We start from the raw sequence: 22,909 nt of genomic DNA, 5'->3' as shown, positions 1-22,909 counted from the left end.
CGGCTGTCCGGGCCACGCCAGGCTCCGGCGTTGCTCAGATGATCGGGGCCCTGGATGTTGGTCACCCGGGCCACGGCGGGGTTCAGCGCTTCGATCACCCGGTGCAGGGTCTCGCGCTGCGGCCTGGTGAGGTCACCGATCTGCGGCACCTGCACGGTGCGGGCCACCGGTTCCGGAATCGCCCGGCGGACGTCGAGACCCGGATCGGGCCGGGTGCCGTCGGCCGTCGGGAAGGTGATGAGCAGGCCGGAGGGGATGACCTCGATCCGGGCCTCGTTCAGGCGGAACACACCGGGCTCCTCCGTGGCCGACGGAATCCGCCGCCCCTGGGGCCCACCCGTGACGAACAGGTCCGGTCGCACACCACCCAGCTCCGGGCGTCCACCGTTCGGCCGGTACGTCACCGTGGAGGCCATCGGCACACCGGGCAGCACACCGTCCTGCTTCGCCGTGACGTTGGGCAGAGCCACGGTCACCGGACGGTTCAGCGCGTTGGTCAGACGGTCCATCAGGTCGGGGGTCACCGTCGGGGGCGTGAGCCGGTCGCCGACAGTGGACGCCTGCCCGCCTCCCGGGGATCCCGGGGAACCCGGGGGTGTCGGGGTGGGCACCAGCCGGAAGGATCCGCCCGGTTCACGCAGCAGGTGGCCGTGCCCGGGAACCGGGATTCTCACGTCGCCGCGATCGGAGCGCAGGCGTAGCGCCTGGTTCTCGGCCTCGGTGATCTCCTGCTTCAGGTGCGCGATCTCGTAGTCTGCCCGATGCCGTTCCGGCGATCCCGGGCCGGCCGACGAACGGTCGAGCTCGGCTGCGGGCAGCAGGTTCTCACGGACGCGGGAGGCCAGGGCCTCCCATTGACCGGCCCGGTCACCGTCGTTACCGGCCGAGAACACCTCCTGGTGGAGTTCCTCGTACCGGGTGAGCCGGTCCAGGGCGTCCGGATCGGGCCTGGTGCTCGGCGTGCTCTCGCCGTCGGTCCGGAAATCGACGACCCGGGCTTTGTAGGCCAACACCACGCGCAGCAGGTCCTGCGGCGCCGGGCGGGCCTTCACCCGGTGGTCACCGAGGTTCATCAGCGCCTTGTCGTGCTGGATACGCGAGGAGTCGCGCACCGGGCCGCCGGCGTTCTCGCGCACCTGGCCGCGCAGCGGGTCGGACGAGCCCCATCCCGGGGTCAGGGAGTTCCGGTAGTGATCGTCCGCCCCGAAGTTGTGTCCCCGCTCGTGGTTCTGGGCGGCGGGGAGGGTGCTGCTCTTGAGGTTGAACGCGTCGTCCCCGCCCCGCTCCACGCCGTCCTGCGTGACCGGCGACCAGACGTGACTGGTGTGGTCGACCGGGCCGCCGTCGGTGACCGGTTCGACCCGGGCCCGCACGTAGTAGATCTCCCCGTCGACCTCGATCGGGCCGGAGGAGTTCCAGAACTCCGCCTGCTCCCGGAGTTCCTGCTCCCGCAGATGCTCCAGGTCGGCCTCGGTCACCCGGTCGTGCCGGATCATCCGGTCGCGCAGACTGATCTCGAGCACCTTGACCTGCTCGACGTCACGGCGCGGAACCGGTTTGAGGCCCTGCGGCACGTCGACCGTGTACTCGCTCGCCTCGAACCGGCCCATCGGCGTCACGTGCAGCGCCTGCCCGAGGTTCTGCGCGAGCTGTGCCTGGGCCAGCAGGTGCTCACGCGGTATCCCGAACCGGCTCCAGCCGGTGTCCAGCGCCCGCCGTAGGTCGGCCCGCACGTTCGAGGTACGGGGGGCGCTCTCCAGATCGGCCCGGCCCGGTTCGGGCAGGCGGCGATCGAGGATCTGCAGCAGCGTCTCGATCCGGTCCAGGGCCGGGCGCAGCCTCGCGACCGGCTTTTCCGGATCGTTCAGGAGGGTCTGCAGGTCGGGTCCGGGGTTCGTCAGGTCACGCCGGACGACCGCCGAGGTGGTGATCCTCACCGGGGTCGCCCCCTGGCGCATGGCATCGGTGATCTCCGGCTTGAACCGGGAGTCGTCGTTCGACGAGAGACGCCAGACCAGGCCGTCTCCCGGCACCTGGGTGCCCGCCCGGCTGTAGCTCGGGATCGACGACGCCGAGGGCCCGTCGACGAAGTCGGCACCGTGGCGGAGCCAGGGGAACTTCTCGACGAGATGCTTCTTGCCCAGCACCAGGACCCGCTCGTCGTGCACGTCGAGCACGACCTTGGGCCGGTGCGGGTCGGCGGCGTAAGGGCCGGGCAGAGCGGGCTCGGTCAGGGCCGGGTCGAGGCCGGCGTCGATGGTCGCGCGGTCGGAGAGCACGATGCCGGCGGCGATCCGGCGCACGTGCAGCTGGTGCTGCATGCCCATCTGGTCGGTCACGGTGAACGGGCCGGACGCGACCAGGTCCGGCACTCCGACTTCCCACATGCCCGGCGGGAAGAGCACTTCCCCGTCCGCCCGGATCGCCGTCCCGTCCGGGTCGGCCGAGGTGGGCGGGGTGGGTCCGACCGTCAGCCAGCCCCGCAGGGTGTCGGTGCCGGGAACCGGGCCCACCTGGAGCTGGGCATCACCGGCAGCACGGATGTTCTCGGCACTGAAGGTGAAGGTCGCGCCGGTCCGCCGCGCCAGGTCGCGGGCCATCCCCTCGGGCAGGTCGGACACCAGCAGCCGGGCGTTCTGAAGGTCGGTTCCCCGGAAGGTGGCCCAGGTCGCAAGTTCTCGTTGCGTGTCGAGGTCCAGGCCGTCACGCACCACGGGGTTGCCGTCGTGGTCGACGGCGAACACCAGGTTCCGGCCGTCGGGCCCGGGCGCGGTGACGATTCGCCCGGCCGGCCCCGGCGGGACGGTCCAGTTCGCCGGCAGCAGGGCGCGGACGTCAGCCGGGGACGGCAGTGGTTCCAGCGGGAGCAGCGGACGGGACGCCGGGGGCAGCGCCACGGAGGTGGAGGCCGCCGTGTTCCAGTACCCGGTGGTGTCCTGTTCCCCTCGTTGGCTGATCAGGACCGCGACCGGGAACCCACCGGTCTCGGCCTGCCGGGCCGAGTACTCCAGCCGCACCAGGACCGAGTCCTCCACGCGTCCGCCCGGCGCGTCCAGCCGTATCTCCTCGGCGTGGTCGGTCCCCTCCGGTCCGCGAGCCCGGGCCGGGTCGGACAGGACGACGATCGGGTGGTCCGCCGGCATGTCCGCGACCCGGGTGCGGCTGTCCTGCTTCAGGTCCGGCAGGAACTCGGTCCAGCCGAGCCTCTCCAGCTGACGGCGCACGGTGCCGGCGATCACCTCGTGCGACTGCTCCCGGTGGTAGGCGTCGATCCAGGTCTTCTCGCCGTCGGTCTGCCCCAGGCGGTCGCCTTCGTCGACGAACCGGCTGATGCTCCGCAGGTTCCGCAGGGTCGGGTTCGACCCGAAGCTGTCCATCAGCGACGGCTCCGGATCGATTCCGCTGGGCTGGAAGTGTTTCGGCTCGCCGGAGATCCGGGTTTCCTCCGGGTGCAGCCGGCGGTAGCGGTAACGCAGCGGTTCGGGAGCGGTGCGGTCGGCCGCGTAGAAGTCGATCAGGCCGAGCAGGTGCCCGGCCTCGTGACTGAGCACCTGCGCCGGGGTGTCGACGAAGACCCGGCCCGCGTGCGCCCGGCCGGTACCCGTTTCGATCTCCACGACCGACGCACCCTCGGGCACGTCCGGCCCGGACGTGATCTCCGGCGCGACCCGGACGAACACAGTCGCCCCTCGCTCGGCGAAACCTTCGGTACCGTTCCAGCTCTCATCCATACCGGCCCGCATCCGGTCGGCCAGGTCCTGGGCCTGCGGGGCCGTCACACCGGCACCGGGCCGGAGGTGCACCCGTGGTTGCAGCTGGATCAGCCGCACCCCGTCCGGGAGATCGACCACCTTGGCCGGGATCCGGCCCGTCTCCCAGCGCGCGACGGTCGAGGCCCGCTCGAGCACGATCCGGTGCACGACGTCGGCCAGGACGTCCGGGCGGACGCCCGTCCGGGCCTGCTCCAGGTCTTCCAGCGTCCTGACCTGGTCGCGCATCCAGGCGGCCAGGTCGAGCGGGTGCGCCCCGGGCCTCGGGGCAGACCCGCCGGTACGGGAGGCGAGCGCGGGCGCGATCCGGTCGAGGGTGTGCCGGGCCTCGACGTCCGGGGCCCAGGTACCGTCCAGGTAACCGCGCAGGATCTTCAGGTCCGGCCCCCGGGGGGTCTCACCCGGTCGCAGCGGGCCCGGGCCGGGCAGCCGGCCCACCTCGTCCATCAGGGTCTCGAGGGCACGGTCCTGGCCGGAGTCCTTCAGCCAGGCGAGCTCGTCGTTGAGCCGGACCCGCAGGGCCCCCCGGGGCGCCGACCTCATGTCTTCCGGCATCAGCCTTCCGCGCCGGTGGTACGTCTGCTCGAAGATCCGCATCATCGAGGAGTACTCGCCGCTGGACGGCGGACCGGTCTCCTGGAGCGCCTTCTCCACCTCGGCGAGCGGGATCAGCGGCAGGGCGAAGGGGTCGTAGATCATGGGGAACTCGGTGGCGACGGTCGTCCGGCGGCCGGTGTCCGGATCGGCCAGCAGCTCGTCATACTCCGGTTTCCAGGTACTCCCGGCCGACCCGACGGACTGCACGGCCGTGAGGTCGACGCCCGGCAGAGTCTGCGGTGCGTGCAGCGGGGTCCGGTCGTCGTGCAGCACGACCTGGGTGATGTCCGGCATCAGGTGGCGCCAGTGGGTGAGCTTGTACTTGGCGGTCGTGGCGTCGCTCACCTGGGCCGCGGACAGGGTCGGGCGCTCCGGGTGCGAGGGCAGGCGCTGGGCCGGCAACCTGACCGACCGCACGTCGGAGACGAGCAGCCCGGAACCGGTCCGCAGCACGTGGACGTCGGCCTTGCGCCCGGCGAGCGGGATCGGGGTCTCCCCCGGGTAGGAGACCGTCACCTCGCCGTCGAACGAGAGCTCGACGCCGACCCGGTCCGGACGGTCCGGCGAGGTGACGGCGCGTTCCCAGCCACGGCGCGGGTACTGCGTCTCCCCCGTGCTCTCGATGAGCGCCCCGTCCACCTCGGTGTGGGTGCCGGGGACGTCGACGAGGGACGCGGGTCTCGGCTGTGCGTGCAGCCAGCCCCGGTAGGCGTCGGTGTCGGCGACCGGTCCGACCTCGGCCCGGAGACCACCGTCGGTGCGTAAGGTCACCGGGTCGGCCGAGAACAGGACGTGGTTGCCGTGTTTCGTCACCAGAGAGGCGGCGAAATCCGGGGAAACATTGCCCAGCACCAGGCGAATCCGTTCGCGCGCGGCCGGTTTCAGGCCCTGGGCCATGGCCGTGACGACCTTGCGCACCTCGGGTGAGGCGCCGTCACCGTCGACGATCAGGGCGGTGCTGCCCGACTCGGGCGTCGGAACCGGCACCGTCGAGACGTCGACGCCGGCGCGGGCAGCGTGCATCCAGCCCCGGCCGTAGCGGAACTGCCAGGGACCGGCACCCGGCACGGTCGCCGAGATCGGCTCGATCTCGGACAGGGTCCGGCCCGGTGTCCCGGGGGTCTCGGCGACGACCGGGACCGGGGTCGGATCAGTGCCGAGATGGTCGACCAGCCAGGCCTTCCCGCCGGCCGGCGCCGGGTACCGGCGCACCCGCGTCCAGCCCGGGGCCGGACCGCTGTCGGCCGGCGCCTGCGGATCGGTGACGCTGGACCAGCTGTCCGGCGGGATCGGGCCGGGCGAGAACACGATGTCGAGGTCGTACTGGTCGGCCAGGTCGCGCATCGCGGACGGGCTCAGGTTCCGGCCGTAGACGCGCCAGGCCTTCACCCCCTGCTGGGCGTGCCGTTCGATCGTTTCGCGGATCTTGTCGCTGACGGACCGCAGGAGGGCATCACCGATCGTGCTGCCCTCGGAGGGGGTGTCCACGAGCACCAGGGCCGTGCGGCCCGGCTCCGACAGCAGCGGCGGCAGACCCTGCGTGGGCGTTCCGTCCCAGGCGACGGTGATCGTGTCGCCGTCCTGCGTCTCCTCCCAGGTCGGGACCGGTTCGCCCGCGGGTGCCGGCTGCGCCGTGTCGTCCGGTGCCGTGGCGTCCGGTGCCGTGGCGTCCGGTGCCGTGGCGTCCGGTGCCGTGGCGTCCGGTGCCGGGCTCCCGTCGCCGTCCTCGCTGCGCGCCGACTGCACGGGGAACCGGGCCGACGGGCGGCCGGAGGAGTCGAACTGGATCCCGAGGCCGGTCAGACCCAGCCCGGTGACCCCACCCGGTGCGGGGCTCCCCGCATCCCCCGGGTTGCTCGGGCTGTTCGGGCCGCCCGGGCCGTTCGGGCTGTCGGGGATCGCGCCGAAGCCGGACGGACCGCCCGGAGGAGGACGCCGCCGCGTAGCCGACGGGTCGTGCAGCGGTGCGGTCCCGGGCGGCCGGACGGGATCCGCCCAAGCATCGGCCCGGCTGTGGTGGCCGGGGCTGTAAACGGTTGCGTGGTAGCGGAATGTCGGGTCGAGCAGGCGGGTCAACTCGCTGATCACGTCGAGCTGGACCGGGGTGAGCCGCTTGAGATCGGGCAGCACGATCTGGGCCAGATGCGGATCGACCGGTAGATGGTGCGGGTCGGACGTGAGCAGGTGATCGGTGTTCTTGCTCTCGGGAAACGACACTGCCAGCCCCGCCGACACGACCTCGATCCGGGCGCCCTTCAGACGGTAGACGTTGTCCTGACCGTTCCAGGAGGTCAGGAAACCCGGGAGGAAGAAGTCCTTCCGGGCCCCGATGAGCCGGGGCACCGGCTCGGCCTGGGGCCGCACCTGGATCCGGTCGGCCATCGCGAACTCACCGTCGGCGGCGCGCCCCGAGCCTTCGGTGAGGTTCATGGTCACCGGCGCCTGGACCGCGTTGACCATGATCCGCAGAACGTCCGGGGTGGGACGGTGTTCGGGTGAACCGTCCCAGGTGAATGCGTAGCCGCCGGTGCTGTCCGGGGTCAGGTAGCCACCGCCGGGCATGCGGATCGGGGTGTGCCCGGCCAGCACGGCGGCCCTGAGCGTCTCCTCCTGGGCGAGGGCGTACTCGATACCGAGCCGCTCCCGCTCGGCTCGAAGCGCTCTCAGGTCTCGCATCTGGGCATTCATCGGCATCTGATGCCGGTCGAGTTCCTCGGCCTTGCGGAAGATCTCCTTCGCGTGCCGAAGCCACGCATCATGCAGCTGGTCGGCAGCCTTCTGCCGGGTCGCCGGGTCGGTCGAAGGCACTGACTGACTGCGGTAGTCCGTCAGGGCGGGCACGACGACGGCGTCGTGGTGCTCCTTCAGATCCGCCAGCGACCCGATCGGTGACGTGTTCCCGTCCCGCACCATCTGGATGAGCGTGATCTGGTCGCGTGGAGTGAGGATCTCCGCGTCGCTGCGCATGAGACCACGCTGGTCGAGGAACGTGGGCGGCCGGGTCCCGGGGCGGGTCGGGCCCGCCGAGGCGGCCGGACGCAAGCGGATCTCCTGCCGGCGTAGCGGGTCGGTGGTCTGCTGGGTCCGCGAGCCGTAGCGGTCGGGCAGGCCCCAGTGGTGTCCCCGCTCGTGCTGGATGACCTCCCCGGACACGTTGCTGCGGACCATCTCGTCGTGCTGGCCCGGGTCTTTCAGTCCCTCGGGCACCTGGTCGGACCGGACTCCCAGAACCCGGTCGGCCGGACCGTTGTCGAGGACCCGTTCGACGTACCCACGCGTGTAGGTGAGCTCACCGTCGAAGAGCACCGGGTCCGAGTTGTTCCAGAACTGGTCGAACGTCTCCCGGTCACGCTTCCACGCGGCGTCGAGCTCGGCCCGGGTGGTGTAGTCACTGGTGCGGTACTTGATCGTCGAGCTCATCTCGACCACGGTCGTCCCGTTGTCGAACACATAGGTCCGGGCCTGGAACGAGGTCGGGTCGAAGGCGCCGAAGTGGTTGCGCAGGGCCCAGGTGCGGCTGATCTGGCCGGTCAGCGTCGACCGGTCCAGACCCAGCTCGGGATGGCCGTCGACGAAGGCCAGCCGGTTCTTGAGGTCTTCGACCGCCGCTCGGGACTCGGCGATCCGCTGCTGTTCCCGGACCTCGTCCGAGTCCTGGCCGAACTGGTCCTCGCGGGCCTGCGCCTGCTCCTGGCGGACCTGCGCCGTGGCCTCGTCGGCGGCCCTCAGGGTCGCGGCCAGGTCCGGGTCGACCCGTTCCACCATCGCGAGAACCGTGTCCACGACGTGCTGGGCGCTCGAGCGGTCCTGCGGACTCAGGTCACCGGCCAGGCTGTCGGGGGTGGAGATGATCCGGTCGATGATCGGGGTCCAGTCCATGACCGGCGCCCGGTCGTCCACCCGCATCGCCAGAGCGAGGCTGACGTCCACCGGCTGGGTCTTCGCCCGCAGTTCCGGGCTGATCATCGGGACGCGGGTGTCCTGGTACTTCCCCGCCGGGGACCGGTGCGCGACCCCCTCGGCGAAGGCCTGCCGCCCGGCCCGTGAATAGGCCGGGAAGAAGGGGGTGTTCAGGTGCTTGAGACCCGTGCCGGCGGGCCGGTCCAGGTGGAACTCGATCGTCTCCCGGGCGATCCGGTGCAGGGCCGGATCGGTGATGTCGTAACTGATCTTCACCGCGTCGGCGTCCGGGCGCACATAGTCCGCGGCCCGCGTTCCACCGGGGGTGCTCGAGACCTCGAGGCCGGCCGGCGTCCGGCGCACGAAGAAGGCGTGTTCCATCCGGTTCTCGTCGAGGATCCGCAGCTCGTGCGGGATCTGACCCTGATCGAAGCGTTGGTGGAGCCAGGACTCCCACTGCGGTGCCCGGTTCACGGCGCTGCCGACCGGGACGATGGACGCCGCGGTGTCCGGACCCTGCGGTGTCGCCCGCAGCCAGCCGCGCAGATGCGTGGTGCCCGCGACAGAGCCGACCGTGACCTGCCCGTCGGCAACCGCGGGCTGTCCCGGAACCGGGCGGGAGGTGGCGATCAGTGGGTCCGCGCTGAACGTGAAACCGGTCCCGGTGGTGCGGGCCAGCTGATCGGCGAAGAACGTGGGCAGGTTGGCGACCAGGAACCGGGCGCCGTCCAGCTGCCCGGCGTTGCTCTCGACGAAGGTCTCGAGAGCGTGCCGCACGGCGTACTGCGAGCCGTCCGGGATCACGGTGTGGCCCTGCCGGTCGACGTACACGACCTCCGCGGTCCCCGGCATCCGGGTGAAACCGGTGGTACCGGGAGCCGGCTGGGCACCGGGGAGGACCAGGGGGGACGCGCCGACCTCGGGATCGGGGACGGTTCCCGGACCGAACGTGGGCCGGTCGACGAGAACCCGGTCGTGTTCCGGCGTCAGCAGCACCCAGCCCTCGGCCTGGCCGTCACCGAGGTCGGTCAGCACCGTCACCTGCTCACCGGTGACGGCGACGACGTACTGGGCCATCGGCACGGCGTCGGGCAGCACCCTCTGCTCGTCCGGGGTGACGCCCGGGCTGCTCAGCACCGTGCCGTAGGTCTCGTCGAAGCGGAGCTGCCAGCGACTGTCCAGCACGACCGGGACGCCGTCCTCGTCCGGCGCGATGTCGCGTTCCTGTGCAGGCACCGGCACCTGCGTCTGACCGGCCAGCCCGGTCGCCCGGTCGACCATCTCGGTGCGGGCGTCCAGGACCGACCGGGCCTGGGCCACGGCCGAGTTCATCTGCCAGATCTGCGGAAGATCCGTCAGGCCGGGGAACTGCGCGGCCAGGTCGGCCCGAGCCCGCTGCCCGGCCAGGGCCCGGTCGAGCCGGTCCTGCGCATCCTGCCTGGCCTCGTGCAGGCCGGGCAGCAGCGAGGAGGCCACCGTCCCGGCGGCCCTGGCCGTCAGGACCGAGGTCGTGCCCGGGTCCGGCAACGACGCAAGATCCGATGCCATACGCGAGAAGTCCCGCGGCGTCGTAGCCCTCGGCAGGTTCGCGCGGAACTCCCGGTCCAGCCACGAGCTCAGGGGCTGCGGGCCGTTCTGCCCGTCGGCGACCCGGATGTCAGGGTGCCGGTCCGCCGGGAGCCGCGACAGGCCGTCGCGGATGTCGCCGAAGTCAGCACGCTTATAGTCCGTGCCGATCGGGATGTCCACCGCCTGCCCGGCGGGCGAACTCTGCACGATCGAGAGCCAGGCGTCGTTCCGTTTGCTCGTCAGCTCGTCGTGGACCACATCGAGGCCGGGATCGTCGTCACCCACCCGCTCGGCCCGCAGCTCCCCGATCGCGTCGCTGACCTTCGAGGCGTACGCCTCACGGGCCTCGCGCAGGGACTTCTTGGCGGCGGCCAGCTGCCCGTGGTCACGGTCGGCGCGGGCCTCGTCGAGAGCGGTGATGGCCCGGGCCACGTCCTGCGCCGCGTCCTGCTCGACCCGGCGGAAGTCGTCGGGTTCGAACGGCTCGCCATCACTGAAGATGTCGCTGCCGTCCAGATCATCGGCGTCATCGGCGTCATCGGCGTCATCAGGGTGGACCGGGCTGCCGTCGTCGTCCTGGCTGTCGTCGTCGTGGTGCTGCAGGGCCACCGGGTCGGCCCCCGGGTCGGCCTCGCGGTACGCCTGGAAGCGCGGTCCGGACTCCGGGCGGAAGACGGAGCCGGCCTGATCGCTGACGCCGTTACCCGCCGCGTCCCCCGGTGCGGCATAGGCCGGCGGAGGCATCTCCTGGGGAGCAATGGTCGCGTCGTCCTCGGGCAGTGCAGCGTCTACGTTCTCCTGCGGGGCATCTTCGTAGCGCGGCAGGGTCGCCGTGCTCTCACGGGCATTCTCGTCGCGCTCGGCGAGGTGGAGCCTGCGGGCCACGTCTTCGAGCGTTCCGGCCAGATAGTCGGGCTGACCCCACCGGACCAGGTCGCGGTAGAGCCCGTACAGGTCGAGATTTGCCTGCTGGAAGACGGCCCGGTCGATGCCGATGTCGAGCAAGGCCTCCTGGACCATCAGCCGCTCGCCGGTGCCGTCCAGGCCGGACCAGCTGATCTGTTCGTCCGACCAGCGCGGCCGCGGGCGGAACCGGCCGGCGACGACCCGGCCCGGCGTGCTGGTCAAAGTCAGATCGGTTCGGTAGTAACGGGTCCCGGCCCCTTCCACCGGAGTGACCGTCACCGTCGGCGTGTACCGGCGATGCCCCACGACGCGGGACGGCAGCGTGGACGTGACTGGGCCGGAGCTGCGCACCGCCTCCTGGCTGAGGGCCCAGAGCTTGGTCATCGATCCGTGCAGGAACTCAGCGGACAGCACGTTTCCGAGGCGGTCCGGCGCCGGTTCCAGGGACGTCGGGTACAGCGGGGGGCCGGACTGACGGAACCTCGCGTCGCCGTAACCGCCGAGCACGTCGTACCCGTGATCGTTCAGGCCCCGCAGCATGGTGTCCAGCACCTGCTGCTGCGGGGTGCCGTCGGCGATCTGGGTGGTGCCGTCCGGGTAGAACGCCATGCCCTCGACCATCCGCACCGGGCTCGGGTCGCCGGCCATCGGCACACCGTCCAGCGTGGAGCGGCTGACCACCCGGTTCTGCTGGTACCCCGGAAGAGGATCGGTGACGGGGCGGTCGTAGACCAGGTCGATACGGGTCTGCCGGGCCAGGCTCTGGGCCTCTTCGTACCGCATCTGGTGATGCATGGTGAGAGGCGGCCGGTGGCGGTTGAACTGCGCCTCCGTCACGTAGGGAGCCCTCATCCAGCGCTGGAACTGAGCCGAGGTGACCTCTTGGGAACCGCCGGTGCCGGCGTCCAGCTGCCAGCGGTTGCCGCCGTCCCAGGAGGAGGTGTCGAGAACGGACGTGTCCAGAGGACTCTCCGGCCGCCGCGCACCGAACAGGCCCGGAAGACCTGAGGTGTGGAAGGTCAGACCGGGACCGGTCGCCGCATCACCGGACGGGTCACCCAGGACGAGACCGAGTCCGGTCGGGTCGCCACCGGTCGAGGGCCCCTGCTCCGGTGAGCCGTCCGGCGAAAGGCTGCGGTCACCCTTCGGGGTGGGAACGGCAGCCCCGGTGGAGGACGGGGAGGCATCGTTCCTGGGGGTCGGGATCCCGGGTCCGGTCGAGGACGGCGAACCGGGGCCGGACGGGTCGGGAGCCGGGTTCCAGAAAGCCTTCTCGTTGGGCGGTACCGGTGCGAACGGATCGGTCTGGGCGGCCCAGGCCGATCCCGCTCCGGCGTAACCGTTTCCGTCGGCGTCGCTGCTGCGCACCGACGAGGCCACCCCGAAGGCCGGGGTGAGGCTCCGGACGATGTTGCGCACGGTTTCCCGCTGCGCGGAGGTGAGCAGGTCGACGCGGGGTACCCGGATCTGGACCGTACCGTCCTCGATCGGCCGCAGGTGCGGGTCGACGACGACGTCCGGGCTGTTCGGGAAGGTCACCGACAGACCGGCGCTGGTGACCTCGATCCGCGCGTCGTCCAGGGAGTAGACGGTGTTGCCGGCCGGGTCGGGAATCAGTGTTCCCGGGGTGTAGAAGTCATCGCGGACGCCGTTCAGCGTGCGGTGCGGGGTGCCTTCCGGCCGGACCAGCATGCCGTCGGCCATCGCCACGTCGCGACCGGGCCCGTCGACGGCCGGGTTGCCCGCCGGGTACCAGTCCACCTGTAGCGGGGTACCGAGAGTCTCCGCCAGCAGATCGACCACGATCGGCTCGGGCCGGCCCCTCCCGGTGCCGTCCCAGTTCAGCTTGTATCCGCCGGGTTCGACGGTGAAGGACAGGCCGCCACCCATCGGGATCGGGGAATGGCCGGCCAGGGCCGCCCACCGCATCATCTGGCGCGCGGCCAGCTGTCCCTCGGCGATCACGCGATGGTACTCACGACCCTTGGCCGCCTGCACCGACCGTGGTTCCCGGATGTCGTCTTTCTGTACGCCCAGGTCTTGCTGCAACTGGTTCAGCAGCAGGCTCTGCGACCGCCACTGCTCGAACACCGCCTGCGCCGCGGCCCTGCGGTCAGCAACACCGGCCCGGCCCAGGAGCGTCTGCTGCTCGACCGCGCGGTAGTTCGCTACCGCGGGCCGGACCTCAGCGAGGAAACGGCGTTCGGCCTGACGCAGCGCCGGGAACGGTTCCCGGCCGCCGAGGTCCCCGTCCTCCCCCGGTTTCGCCAGACGGCGGGCGGCTTCGTCGTACGCCATCTGGTCGTGAACCGTGTCGAGGATGGTGATCAGGTTGCGAGGCGTCGGCCTCCCGTCGTAACTGGCCATCAGGGCCCCCGGGCCCTCCAGGAAGGTGGGCATCCGCACCTGCGGCATCCCGGCACCGGCCTCACCCGGCGTCCGCAGCCGGATCTGGTCCTGGCTGAACGGGTCGGTCCCGGCACCCCGGGTGCGGGTGTAAGTGTCCGGCAGTCCCAGGAAGTGGCCACGTTCGTGCTGGATGACCCAGCCGGGCGTCTCCCGGTTGATGGCGTGCTCGTTCGCCCGGTGCGGCTGCCCGTCCGCGCCGACCTCGCTGCGCACCTCCAGGATCCGGTGCGCCGGTCCGTTGTCCGTGACCAGTTCGACGTGCATCCGCACCCAGTAGAGCTCGCCGTTGTAGAGCACCGGCCGGGTCTCGTTCCAGTTCCTGGTGAGACTTTCCTGGTCGCGCTGCCAGGCCTGCTGCAGCTCGGCCTGGGTGACGCCGTCGCGCTGGTGGTACTTGACCGTGGTGGTCAACTCCAGCACCGGCGGACTGTCCTCGAAGTGATAGATCCGCGCCTGGTAAGAGGTGGGAGTGGAGAAGGCGCTGTCTTGCTCCAGCCCTGCCTGCCGCTCGACCCGGTCGATCAGATCCTGCGCATCCAGATCCGGGTGAGCATCGATCTGCTGCATCAGGTCGAGCAATTCGTCGGACCAGTTCCGGACCGGAGCGTCCGGGTCGACGTTGGGAGCGGTCAGCTGCGGCGCCATGATCGGAAGGCCCGAGACGAGCGCCTTCAGAATCTTGGTCTCCTCCGGGGACGGGGAGGAGGGGTCCATGGCGGAGAGGTCGTCCCACCACTGCGGTGGCCGTGGACCTTCGTCCCGGCGGCCCGGCAGCCGCGTGCTGATCGTCACCGGTTTCGTGGTGTTCCGGTGATATTCGGTAATTTTCGGAGCCTCGCCGAGCTCGCGCTCCGCCTGCAGACGCATCGCGGGACCATCGGCGAAGGGCCGTCGCCCGGCCGAGGAGTACTGCGGTACGCGATCCTGGGCACCCACATGGATCAATTCCAGGCCGTCCGGCAGTTCCAGGGCGCTCCGGACGCTCGTGCGGGCCTTCTCAGCGATCACCGGGTCGTCGATGGCGTAGCTGATCTTCATCGAGTCGTTGTCGGGCCGAATCCGCCAGTCCGATTCCGGGTTCCCGCCCTGGTAGTCGGAAAGCTCAAGCCCGTAGGCCGTCTGGCGGACGTAGACGTGGTGTTCCACACCCAGCGGGTCGACCAGGGTGATGCGGCCGACGTCGTCCCGGCCGAGCATGGACCGCGCCCACAGGGGCGCCGGGAAGGCCGCGACGCCCACCGGCTCGATCGTCACCGGGCCGTCAGCGTCCGCAGGCAGCGTTTCCAGCCAGCCCCGGTTGACGTCGGTGCCCGGGACGTTCGCCACGGTCACCCAGCCGTCCGGGGTGGGGACGCCGCCCCAGCCGGTCGCCGGGGCCGTGGTCACCAACGGTTCGGCGCTGAACGTGAAGTGGAGGTCGTACTTCTCGGCCAGTCCGGCGGCGAAGTACGGGGACAGGTTGCTGACCAGGAAGACCGAGTCGCCACCGCGATGCACGTCCGGGTCGCTCGCCACGAAGGCCTCGAGGTCACGGCGCACCGACTGCCGCGAACCGTCCAGCACCTGGGGCTCGCCGCGCTCGTTCACCCACATCACATCACCGGAACCGTTGCGCACGAACCCCCGGCCCCCCGGGGCGACACTCCCGACGTCGGCGCGCAGGGGCGCGGGTCCGGTTTCCGGTTGCGGATCTCCCGGCCGGTCGGCGAGTTCGGGGCGCGAACCGTCCGGCGGGAACGTCAGCCAGTTCTGTCCGTACCCGTTCCCGGCGTCCACGAAAGCTGTCACGGGTGTGCCGGTGACCCGGGCGATCTCCTGCGCCACGGCCCGGGTGTCCGGCCTCGCCACCTGGTCGTCGAGGCCGCGGTCGGGTGCGGTCAGCAGCAGGTCGCCGCTGGCGTCCCGGCTGATCTGCCAGCGGTCGTCGAGCCGGGCCGGGGTGCCGTCGTCACCGGGCCGCAAGGTCTGCGGCGAGACGTTCTCCCCGGTGACGGACATCTGGGCGACCAGGCCCTCGGCCCGGTCCAGCAGCCGGTTCCGGGCGTCCAGAAGAGCTTGTGCCCGAGCCAGTTCCGGTCCGGCCCGCCAGGTCTGGGCAAGCCTGGTCAGACCGGGGAAGTCGCCCGCGATCCGGGCCCGTTCGGCATGACCGGCACGCACCGCGTCGAGCTGTACCTGTGCCGCGTCCCGCGCCGCGCGCAGGTCGGGCACCAGCGTCGTCGCTGCCTGCCCGAGGCCCCGGACCGTGATCGGCGACGCGTTCTCCGGCCGGGTCAGGGTGGCCGTCTCGAGGTCCGTCAGGGTGGAGCCGGGACCCGGCTCCGGGACGACCCGGCGGTCCCGGAGCCCGTCGTTCAGCCACTGTTCCAGCCGGACCGGTTCTGACGGCGCCCCACCGATCCTGTCGATCCGGATGCCCGTGTGCAGCCGGGACGGCATCCGGGCCAGCAGTCCGGTCACCGTCTCGAAATCGTCCTTCGAATACCACGGGCCCAGTGGCAGATCCGTCATCAGCCCGATCGGGTTCAGGCTCTGCAGGCCCTGCCAGCCGTCGAGAATCCGGTCCTGTAGGTCGCCCAGCGCGCTCTCGTGGTCGGCCCGCCCGCCCGGGGTCGTGGGCGTGGGCAGGTCCCGCAGTCCGCTGATCAAGCTGCCCACGTCGGCCAGGTAGGTGCCGTACGCGTCCCGCAGACCGTCGATCGCCGTGATGATCGCGGCCGTGTCACCGTCCTGGTAAGCGCGAGCCTGGTTGTCGAGCGCCGACTGCACCCGGCGCCCGTAGGCCTCATCGCCCGCCCGCCGGAAGTACGCAGCGTCGGCATCGGGCGGCGGGACGATATTGCTCTCACCGGGCCGGGATCCGGAGCCGAGGGCCGCATCGAGGACAGTGCTGTTGTCCGTGCTCGGGGTCGGGCCGGTGTCCGGGGTCGGGCCGGTCGACGGCAGCGCGGAGTAGCCCAGCAGTTCCGGCGAGGAGACCGTCGCGGGCCGGGGCAGCGGTGCCCGGTCCGATCCTCGATCCGGAGTCTGCGCCACGTCCGGCGCCGGCAACTGCACCAGCACGTCACCGTCCACCGGGGCACCGTGCCAGAGCAGATCCGGGTCACCGGCGGCGGACCGCGCCGTCGGCCGGCCCATCGCAGCCTGCATCAACGACTTCAGCCGCAGCCTGGTCGAGTGACGCTCGGCGTCCCCACCGCTGCGTGTGCGCGCCGGGGCCCCGCGACCGTCACCGCTCCCGGACGACCGGGCGACCGCGTCCCTCATCAGGGACTTCTTGTCGAGCTTGGTCGGGCGGCCCCGCACGCCACCATCGGTCTGCGAGGCCTGGTTCTCCTGGCGCAGCCGTTCCCGGCCGGCCTTCGACAGGTGGCTGTACTCGACCGACGACGTGAACCGGCTCGGCAACCGGAACTCGTTATGCGTCCCGTCACCGAAAGGCACCGTCTGCCGGAAGTAATCACTCCCGGCGTCGAGATCCGGCGTGGAGCGGATCGTCACCGTCGCCGTGCGACTCTGCCCGAGACGCGATCGGCCGGTCACGCTGAACTGCACACCCTCGCCGTGGGCCAGGCCGTGCAGCGAGCTCAGGGACTGCGCCGAGACGAACTGGTTCAGCTGTGCGACGTTCTGCACCCGGTCGTTGCTGGACAGGCGCATCCAGCCGCCCAGTATCCTCCGGCGTCCGTCCGGGCCGGCCGGGCTGCGGTGCGAGGACGGCCGGGCCGGGTCGGGCGGCAGGAACCCGCTGTGCGTCAGCTCCGTCGTCAGCTGGTCGTGGAGCGAGCGCGCGACCTCCGGCGCCACCACGGCCGGGGCGTGCCGGAGCCCGCCGCCCTCCAGGACCTCGGCCGGCAACTGCGGCCGCTGTTCCTGGACGACGTCGGGATCGGGCACGAACGAGATGTCATCGACACCGTCGCTCCGGGAGACGAAACGGCCTCCGGTGGAGTTCGATCCGAGCTCGGGCAGCCCGGCCGGGTCATCCCCACCCCGGGCCCACCGCGCCCGCTCCGGATCGGACGGGACGGCCTCGTCCTCCTGGACGTCATCCAGGTGGACGCTGTACTCGCTACCGGAATCGCCTGCCTCGTCGCGGGTCCCGTCACCGGTCTCGTCCAGGGTCGGTCCGCCGGGCTCGTCGTTCGGCTCCTCACGCAGCTGCCGGACGATCTCAGCCACCGAGGGCGAGGGCGTCTCGTCCCGGCCGGCTTCCTCGTCCCGCGTCTCGTCCCGCGTCTCGTCCCGCGTCTCGTCCCGCGTCTCGTCCCGCGTCTCGTCCCGCGTCTCGTCCCGCGTCTCGTCCCGCGTCTCGTCCCGCGTCTCGTCCCGCGTCTCGTCCCGCGTCTCGTCGCGGGACGATTCCGCGTCGGTGTCGGTCCCCGTGCCCAGGTCGTCGGCGATCGGCGGGGTGAACTGCACCTGCTGGTTCGCGGCGGCCGGGGAACCGATCGCGGTCAGCGCCTCGGCGAAGTCCGGGCCGACGTCGCGCGGCTCCGTCCCGGGACGGGGTGTGTACCACTGGAATGTCGGCTCGACCCTCGGTGCGGTCGGGGCGGTCGGGGCGGTCTGGGCGGTCTGGGCGGTCGGGGCGGATGGGGCAGACGAAGCCGGCACCGTACCGGGTGTTCCCGGGGTCGGCCGCGCGACCACCCGCATCCAGCCCGCCGGTTCCGGCGTCGTGGCCACAGCATCGTCCACCGTCGGCGCGCCGTCGTCGGGGGCGTCATCGGTGACGGGCGCGTCATCGGTAGTGGGCGCGTCCTCCCCGTCACCGATGACGAAGACGTCGCTGTCGTCCGGCAGGGCCGGATGATCCCGATCGTCCGGTGCGGGAAGGGCTTCGGGGGTCTCGGAGGGCGGGGGCGGGAGCAGGGCCACCTCGCCGGTCGGGGCGAGCACCTCGACCTGGGCGAGATCCCTGACCTGGCGGGGGAAGGACCGGTGAGCGGGCAGACCGTTGGGGTCACCGATGCCGTCCATCATCAGCATCAGACCCTGCTGGCCCCAGCCGGGCTGCTCGCTCATGAACTTCACGAAGTCTTCCGGGCCGACCATCCGGGACGACGTCCCCGAACCGATCTCGACCTGGTTGGTCGCCGCGTCGTACCGCCCGGTGACGTTCAGGAAGCCGGGAACCTTGGGGGCGGCGTTGCCGATCCGCAGCGACTCGGGTGTCGAGTTCAGCGAAATACCCGACCGGGTGCCGGAGGTCGTGACCCCGGGGAAGGCCGACGGCGGCTCGGTCGTGGCATTCGGGCCGAGCCGGTAGACCTTCGTCCGCTCGCCGTCCTCCCCGCGCACGTGGCCGGTCTCGATCAGGCCGAGGGCGAGGGCCTGCTCCTCGCTGAAGAGCACGTAACCGCCGTTGGCGACGGCCATCTGCTCCGGCGTGCCCGGTGAGTTCTCACCCTTCCAGGCCAGCCAGTGCGGCGTCTGCGAGTTCATCGCCGTGTGCACGGTGGTGGCGCGGAAGAAGAAGCCCTGGATGTCGAGCTCGGTGGTCTCCTCCGTGACCCGCCCGGCGTTGGCGGAGCGCCCCTGCGCCGTCACGTTCGCCTTGGCCAGACCGGGCTGCACGGAGAACGAGTTCGCCTCGCCCAGGCGGATCTGGTCCTCGTTCGCGCCGTCGCGCAGGAACGTGTAGATGTACGGCAGCACCCCGCCCTGGCCCTTGGACGTCTCGGCCGCCACACCCTGTTCGCGTTCCTGACCGGTCTCGCGGGTGTGCTCGGTGCCGATCGCGACCGGCTTGATCGTGCCCGCGTGATCGCCCGGCGGGTTCACCGACACCAGGTCGGCCAGGTCGAGCTTGAGGTTCTGCCGGTTGACCGTGTCGGTGATCCAGCCCCGCTCGGCCTCGCCCGGCAGGTTCAGCCCCTGGTCGCTGTACATCGCCGGGGAGTTGGCCGAAACCCCTTCCTCACTGCTGATCAGGTGCAGGCGCTGGTCGGTCGGGGTCCCCTGCCCCATCGCCCGGTGACCGGAAGCGGAATCGCCGATGAGGTTCCCGCGCAGGAACGTCGGCAGGAACTTGCTGCCGGCCAGCCAGGTCTGCTCCGGGACCTGGCCCTTCAGGTCGATCACATTGCTGACCGTGTTCGTGCGGTAAGGGTTGCGCGAGACCGTGGACGGCGACGTGGTCGCCAGGTCCATCGGCGTGCGCAGCGTCACCTTGTCCGGCACCGTGCTGTAGTAGGTCCAGTTGTCCAGCGACAGCTTGGCCCGGCCACCGGTGATCGAGTCCAAACCCTGGCCGGCCTCGTACGTGACCTGAACCTCCAGCCGCCACGCCATCGGGTGCCGGGTCTCCAGCGACTTCTTGTTCTTCGGCTTGATCCGGTAGTTGTCCTTGTGCGACTCGTTCTGCGACAAGGACTCCCCGGACTCGTTCGTCTGGCCGTGGCTTCCGCCGGGGCCGACCCGGTGGCGCACCTGCGTCGTGTTCGACTCGGTGAATCCGCCGCCGGTCGAGGACGACGTGCCGCTGCCCGATCCGGTGTCGTGCCGGGACCCGTGCTGCATGAAGTTGTCCAGGCCGACCGCAACCTCCGTGCCGGCCGCCTCGGCCTGCTCGTGGGTCTTGGTGACCTTCACCTGCACGATCTGACGCAGGGTGGGAGTCGGCACGTTGTTGATCGTCGGCACGTTGCTGGCCATCGACAGCGTGATGCCCGCACCGCCACCGGTTCCGAACCGGGCCCGGATGGCCTTCGGGCCGATGCCGTTCTCCAGCGTGAGCGTGGGTCCGGTCGGCACCTCACGCCAGCGCGGATCGGTGAAGCCGGCAATGTTGTTCTGCGCCAGGATGTCCTTGGCCGCCTCCAGCACCCGGCTGGGATCCTCGAAGCTGACCACCGACGACAGCCCGATCGTGTGCCCGTCGTTGACGAAAGCCGGCGGACGCAGAGCGTCCGCAGGCAGCGGCTCGGGCTTGACCTCGGGCTTGACCTCGGGTTCCGGCTCGACCTTCGTCTCGGGTGTCGTGCTCGACCCGGGGTCGGTCTCCGGAGTGTCCGTGGTGGTAGCAGAGGACGCATCGGTCACCTTCGGCAGGTCGAGTGCACTGGCGTTGGTGGCACCGAAGAGGAACTGGGAACCGCGCTCGATGATCAGGTGCCGCGGGGTCTCGACCAGGCTCATCTGGCCACCACCGAACTGGCGCCACTGATACCCGGTGATCTCCACCATCAGATCGGTCTCGTACAACCGGTGCGGATCCGCGTCACGACCCGTACGCCGCACCGCACCACCGATGTTGTCGCTCTCGGACCACTCCGAACGGCCACCACCACGACGCTGCCCACTCGGAGCCATCGTCACGTTCGACACCGGACTACCCTCCGGCGGCGACTTCCGCCAGATCGCCCCGAGACCGAGGCCCCACTCGCCGGCCACCGCCTGCTTGCCCTGGTAGTCCAGACGCACGGACGACTCGTTCACGTCGTCCGACGTACCGGCACTGGTCTCCAGAATCGCACTGGCGGGAGACTTGCGCAGGTAGAACTTCATCCGGCCCGCGCTGTGATCGTCCCAGAGCAGGCCCGGGTCGACCATTTCCGTCAGCGGCAGGCCGGTCCGGTCGAGCAGGAGCTCCATGTTGCCCTGCGTCGACTCCGGCGTCGCACCGGACTCCGCCACCTGGAAACGCTGGTCGGGATTACCGGTTCCCCCCAGATAGTTGAGAATTGCCGTCTCGACGGCCTTCAGTCCGAGCGTGCTGACCGGGATGACCTGGTTCGCGAGACCGCCGAAGCGGATGGCGTCGTTCTTGAACTCACTGACCTCGGTCTGCGTCGGGTTCGGATTGACCCGTCCCAGAGCGGCCGGGTCCTGGACCGGGGTCTTGGCCAGCATCTCCTCGGCCACCGCGAACCGGACCTTCGCATCGCCGATGCGCACCGCGTCCGCCGGCATGTTCGCCCCGGGCCGGACCGTCGACGGTGTCGAGTCCACGCTGACGCCGACCAGGTACGAGGTGTTGAACGTCAGCTGCTGCACCCGGCTCTTGGTGAACTTCCACCGCCGGTTCGACTTGATCGCCTGACCACCCGTCGAGACCATTTGCCGGTTGTGCGAAGCACTACCACTCACCACCGGCGTCATCGCACGCCAGAAACCCTTACCGAAACGCGGCCACAGGAAAGGAACGTCCAGCCCGCTCCGGATCACCGACCCGAGCGACTGCTTGACGTCGAGCTTCGAGCCGTTCTTCCACGACACGTCAACCGTGCCGTTGTTCTCGTCCGACTGCAGCGAGCTCTCCTCGAACCGCCCCAGGGTCGGGTCGACGGCGATCCGCACGGTCTTACCGCCCAGCGTGACGGTCAACGGCAGGCGCGTCGGCAGACCCCGCTGGAACCTCGTCAGCACAGCGTTCGCCGAGTAGACCTGGTTCACCTGACGCCAGAACGAGTTCCGCTCCACGACCGAGGCTTGGGTCAGCTCCGCCATGAGCTTGCCGCGGATCTGGCGTTCGATCTCCGGCATGATCTTCTCGGCGCCCGGCACCAGGTCGGCGCCACCGTGACCGATCGCCTCGCCCGCCACCAGACCGGAGGGCAGGTAACGGGTATCGCCCTTGCTGTCGGTGATCTTGACGTTCGCGTTGAACTCCCGCGTGGCCAGCGCCTGCGCGTCCAGTCCCGTCCCGCGGGAGCCGGTCTCGATGATGGACGCGGTGGACGACGTGGTCTCGTCGCGCGTCTCGTCGCGCGTCTCGGCTTCCGGGGACTCGATCTGGTCCCGCGTCTCCTGGTCCCGCGTTTCCTGGTCCCGCGTTTCCTGGCCCGACGTGGTGGTGTCCGGCTGGGCCGGGCCCGTGCCCCGGACGGGTGCCTTCCCCTTGCCGGTTTCGTCGTTCTGCTGCTCAGTACTCGGCTCGGTGCTCGGATCGGGCAGCGCGGGTTTGGCCAGTTCCCGCGGGCTGGCCACGAGCGCCTCGAACTTCGCGGCCTCGCCCTCGGGAATCCAGACATACTGCGTGATGTCGCCGCGCACCGGACGCTCGTCGCCCATCGGGTCGAGGTCGCCGTCGGGAATCTGCTCGGTGGTGTCCAGCGCGACCCGCGCCGGCATCCGCACCTGGTACAGACGCGCCGGTCCGGTGTACTCCAGCACCGACTTGAACCCGGCGTTGTTACCGCTCGAGGTCGAGATCGGCTTGGTCCGGCCGCCACTGAGCGGGACGAACGACATGGTCGCCGACGAGTACGTACCCAGACCGGTGCGCGGCGAATCCTCGTGGTCCATCTCCATCGTGCCCTGCCAGCCCAGGCTGGCATCGGCCGTCGACGAGATACCCCGCTTGGCCTCCTGCTTCACCGACGAACCGGCATCCTGCCGCAACGTCGTCTTCGGCACCGAGAGCACCTGCTGCACATGACTGATACCGGCCGTCATCTCCAGCGACAGACCCTTGAACGCCGGCATCACGTTCGACAGGAACTTCCCGCCGATCACCGAACCTGCGTTGAGTTGCAGGTTCTCGCCGTGCAGGAAGTCTTCCAGCTGCCGGTGGGTGGCCGCGTCGACATCGCCCAACCGCGCGCGCAGGGCTGCGGACAGTTCGTCGGCACGCATCGACTCGACGGTGTGGAACACGTCCATCAGCGGCGAGCGGATGTTCTCCCCCGGACGGGGCCGCCCGTGCCGCACCGGCTGGTCCGCACCCGGCACCGAGATCACCGGATAGACCTTGGATTCCTCGGGCCTGGGCCCTTCCGTCTCCGGCGTCGGCAAGCCCGGCGAGGCCGGGT

Annotated in this window: 1 protein-coding gene (cut by both window edges); it reads right to left on the bottom strand. The window is 70.7% G+C overall.

All 22,909 nt of this window come from inside a single coding sequence — locus QSK05_RS23285, hypothetical protein, on the bottom strand. Of the gene's 52,974 coding nucleotides, 25,612 precede the window and 4,453 follow it; the stretch shown corresponds to coding positions 25,613–48,521 (codon 8,538, partial, through codon 16,174, partial); the first complete codon in reading order (the gene reads right to left) occupies positions 22,905–22,907. The start codon and the stop codon both lie outside this window.

The sequence above is a fragment of the Kineosporia sp. NBRC 101731 genome, assembly GCF_030269305.1.
Taxonomy (GTDB): Bacteria; Actinomycetota; Actinomycetes; order Actinomycetales; family Kineosporiaceae; genus Kineosporia.
This window is presented reverse-complemented; position numbering and strand designations above follow the sequence as displayed.